This window comes from Methylibium sp. (assembly GCF_013817365.1).
In the GTDB taxonomy this organism is placed as follows: domain Bacteria; phylum Pseudomonadota; class Gammaproteobacteria; order Burkholderiales; family Burkholderiaceae_C; genus Methylibium.
Genome location: NZ_JACDCU010000411.1, coordinates 1 through 3,708, shown reverse-complemented (window position 1 = coordinate 3,708; position 3,708 = coordinate 1). Strand labels below are relative to the sequence as shown.

4 protein-coding genes are annotated in these 3,708 nt (G+C 63.9%); 1 reads left to right on the top strand and 3 read right to left on the bottom strand.

What is annotated here, in order from left to right; translation table 11 throughout:
* Window positions 1–78 precede the first annotated feature (78 nt).
* The 3 genes from H0W38_RS18725 to mnmG all read right to left on the bottom strand — a co-directional run bounded on the left by H0W38_RS18725 (window position 79) and on the right by mnmG (window position 3,151).
* Entirely contained in the window at window positions 79–321 is a 243-nt protein-coding gene (locus H0W38_RS18725; RefSeq protein ID WP_292456960.1) for a type II toxin-antitoxin system Phd/YefM family antitoxin, read from the bottom strand.
* A gap of 146 nt (window positions 322–467) precedes the next feature.
* Complete coding sequence (gene rsmG, locus H0W38_RS18720) at window positions 468–1,157, bottom strand: 16S rRNA (guanine(527)-N(7))-methyltransferase RsmG (protein WP_292456957.1); 690 nt, start codon at window positions 1,155–1,157, stop codon at window positions 468–470.
* Entirely contained in the window at window positions 1,154–3,151 is a 1,998-nt protein-coding gene (gene mnmG / locus H0W38_RS18715; RefSeq protein ID WP_292456953.1) for a tRNA uridine-5-carboxymethylaminomethyl(34) synthesis enzyme MnmG, read from the bottom strand. The genes rsmG and mnmG overlap by 4 nt, the downstream gene beginning before the upstream one ends.
* Before the next feature lie 290 nt (window positions 3,152–3,441).
* Between mnmG and H0W38_RS18710 the strand changes: the two genes are divergently transcribed.
* Entirely contained in the window at window positions 3,442–3,705 is a 264-nt protein-coding gene (locus H0W38_RS18710) for a YkgJ family cysteine cluster protein (RefSeq protein ID WP_292456962.1), read from the top strand.
* The last annotated feature ends 3 nt before the right edge of the window (window positions 3,706–3,708 follow it).

The following is a 3,708-nucleotide window of genomic DNA, read 5'->3' as shown; positions in this document are numbered from 1 at the left end:
GCAGTCGCTCGCTGAACGACTCGTGCTCGTCCGCGAAACACCAGCTGAGGGCCGCCGACGTATCGAGCACGAAAGAGCTCACCGGCCACGGCCTTCGTCTCGCAGCTGGCGCCAACTCAAAGCGCCCATCGGGTGAACGCGCCTGAACAGCCTGAGTTGCTCGATCAAGCCTTCGGCGCCCAAGCCAGCCGACACCGGCGGAACCAGCCGTGCCACCGGGCGACCATGACGGGTGATGACGATCTCTTCGCCGCGCTCAACGCGTTCCAGCAGCGCCGACAGGTGCGTCTTGGCTTCGAAGGCGCCGACGAAGGAGCTCATTGAGGCGATCAAACCAGAAGTTTTGTCTGGTTGTATTTTCTGGTTTGAATGCTCGTTTCGTCAAGCAGGTGGCGACACGGCGCTTTTCACCCCACTTCCATCCCGCCGAGCGCTCAGACAGCCCCAGCGGATCATTAACCCAAGCGCTATGCGGGCGGCTGCATGTTGCTGCGCTTGCGCATCCAAACGATGCAGCGCTCCGCGTCCAGGCGCGGAATCTTCAGTGGTTCCACGTGAAACACCTCTACGTCCTTCGGCAGTTGCTCGATTTCGTCGTTCGGCACCTGGCCCTTCATCGCCAGCCAGACGCCGTTCGGTGCCAACAGTGGCGCCGTCAGACTCGTAAAACCACCTAGCGAAGCGAAGGCGCGGGAAATGATCACCTGCCAGGGCTTGGGCGCAAGCGCCTCCACGCGCGAATGCGTCACCGCCAAATTGCGCAAACCCAGTTCCGCACCAGTCTGCCGAATGAACGCGGCTTTCTTGCCAACGGCATCCACGCACGTCATCGACCACTCCGGGCAAGCCACCGCGATAGAGACGCCCGGCAGCCCGGCGCCGCTGCCGACATCGAGCAGCGAAAACTCACCCTGCCAATGGTTGTTTGCAAGCATCTGCCGCAACGGCCGCACTGTCGCCAAGCTATCAAGCAAGTGCTGGGTGAGCATCTGCGATGGCTCGCGTACGGCAGTGAGGTTGTAGACACGGTTCCATCGCTCGATCAATGCAAGATGTCGAAGCAAAAGACTTTGCTGCGCAGCGTCCAGTTCGAGTTGCAGCGCAACAAGTCCGTCTCTGAATGTCGCCGCCAGTCCGTTTTCCGTCGCGGGTGTCATGCTGCAGCATCCACACCCGCCTGCTGGCCCGCCGGAAACCCCTGGAGGCGTCCCTTTTTCAGGTGAATCAGCAGTAGCGAGATCGCCGCTGGCGTGACGCCGGCCATTCGTGCTGCTTGGCCTAGCGTTTCCGGTCGATGGGTCTGCAGGATGTGCCGAACTTCATGGCTCAGGGCGTTGATTTCCCGGTAGTCGAGCCGCGCGGGCAAGCGCAGTTCTTCGTGTTGCACTGAACGGCCAATTTCCTCGTTCTGCTTGTCGATGTAGCCGGCGTACTTCGTCGTGACCTCCACCTGCTCGATGACCGCATCGGCGAGGGGCACGCCAAGCTCAGCGCGCAACGCACCGCGATTCGGAGCAGCCGCGTCGGGGCGCGCTGCGCGACTCACCTGTGTGAGCGTGTCGAAGTCGGTGCCGGGCCGGCGCAAGAGATCGAGCAGAGAATGTTCATGCTCCAGGGCTTTGCCCAACAGCCGTTCTGCCTCGGATGCCACCAATAAGGTGGGGTTCACCCACGTCGATCGAAGACGCTGTGTTTCACGTGAAACAGCATCGCGCTTGCGATTGAAGGCACCCCACCGAAGATCGTCGATCAGACCGAGTGCCCGTCCTGCGTCGGTCAGGCGAGCGTCGGCGTTGTCTTCGCGAAGCTGCAGTCGAAACTCGGCTCGGCTGGTGAACATCCGGTAAGGCTCCGTCACCCCCTTGGTGATCAGATCGTCGACAAGCACACCGAGGTAGGCTTGGCTTCGGGTCGGCACCCAAGCAGGCTGGTCACGAGCCTGAAGCGCGGCGTTGATGCCCGCATGCAGCCCTTGCGCCGCAGCTTCTTCGTACCCCGTGGTTCCATTGATCTGCCCCGCGAAGAACAGGCCACGAATGGCCTTCGTCTCTAGGCTGGCGCGCAGGGCTCGAGGATCGAAGTAGTCGTACTCGATCGCGTACCCGGGCCGCAGGATGTGCGCCCGCTCCAAACCCAACATCGAATGGACCGCCTCGAGCTGAACGTCGAACGGCAACGACGTGGAAATCCCGTTGGGATAGAACTCGTTCGTCGTGAGCCCTTCCGGTTCGAGAAAGATTTGGTGGCTGCCTTTGTCGGCAAAGCGGTTCACCTTGTCTTCGATGCTGGGGCAGTACCGCGGCCCGACACCGGCGATCCCTCCAGTGAACATGGGGCTGCGCGCAAACCCGCTGCGGATGATCTCGTGAGTCCGCTCGTTCGTTTGCGTGATCCAGCAGGAGATCTGCCGCGGGTGAAGCTCCGCGCTGCCCATGAAGCTGAACACCGGCACCCGATCACACACCGTTCCAGCCGCCGGCGCCGCACCGTCGCCCGGCTGCTCGGTGAGTCGGTCGAAGTCGATCGTGCGTCCATCGAGCCGAGGCGGCGTACCGGTCTTCAGGCGACCTTGCGGCAGCGCGAGTTCCTTGAGACGCGCCGACAGGCTCAATGCGGGAGGATCACCGGCACGCCCGGCGCTGTAGTTCTGCAGGCCGACGTGGATCTTCCCGTCGAGGAAAGTGCCCGCCGTGAGCACCACGGCCTTTCCACGGAAGCGAATGCCCACTTGCGTGATGGCACCTGACACCCTGTCGCCTTCCACGATCAGATCGTCCACCGCCTGCTGAAACAACCACAGGTTCGGCTGATTCTCGAGCCGCCGCCGGATCGCCGCCTTGTACAAAATGCGATCGGCCTGCGCGCGCGTGGCTCGCACCGCCGGGCCCTTGGAGCCGTTCAAAATGCGAAAGTGAATACCCGCTTCATCGGTCGCCAGCGCCATGGCGCCCCCCAGGGCGTCGATCTCCTTGACGAGGTGGCCTTTTCCGATCCCGCCGATCGACGGGTTGCAACTCATCTGGCCGAGCGTCTCGATGTTGTGCGTCAACAGCAAGGTCGCGCAGCCCATGCGGGCGGCAGCCAGCGCCGCCTCGGTGCCGGCATGGCCGCCGCCGACGACGATGAGGTCGAATTCCTGGGGATAGAACATGGCAAACCTTCTCGCCCGGCCCGATGGCCCGGCATGCTTCGTCCTGTAGCGGGGCGAAGCCGTAATTTTAAGCAAGGCAGCCGGCAGCGAAGCTCCGGTCCTTTCATATCGGCTATGGGGCCACCGTCGCCCCTCGCCAAGCGGGTGTCGGCGGATGCGCCCGGACTCCCCGACCGACAATGCCGGGCATGAATCCCCGCCATGCCCTGCGCCCCCTGCTGCGCCGCACCGGCGATCTTGGCACCACGGACGCCCTTCACACCGCAGGCATGGTTGCCGACAAGGGCGACATGAACTGCCGCTCGGGTTGCGGCGCTTGTTGCATCGCGCCTTCGATCTCCAGCCCCATCCCGGCAATGCCCGGCGGCAAGCCGGCGTTCGTGCGCTGCGTTCAGCTCGACGACGCCAACCGTTGCAAGCTCTTCGGCGAGCCGCGTCGTCCCGCCGTCTGCCGCAGCCTCAGGCCCTCGGCCGAGATATGCGGCGCCTCGCGCGACCAGGCGCTGCGCAGGCTCCGTTGGCTGGAGCAGGCCACGGCCGGCCCGTGCGCATGAACG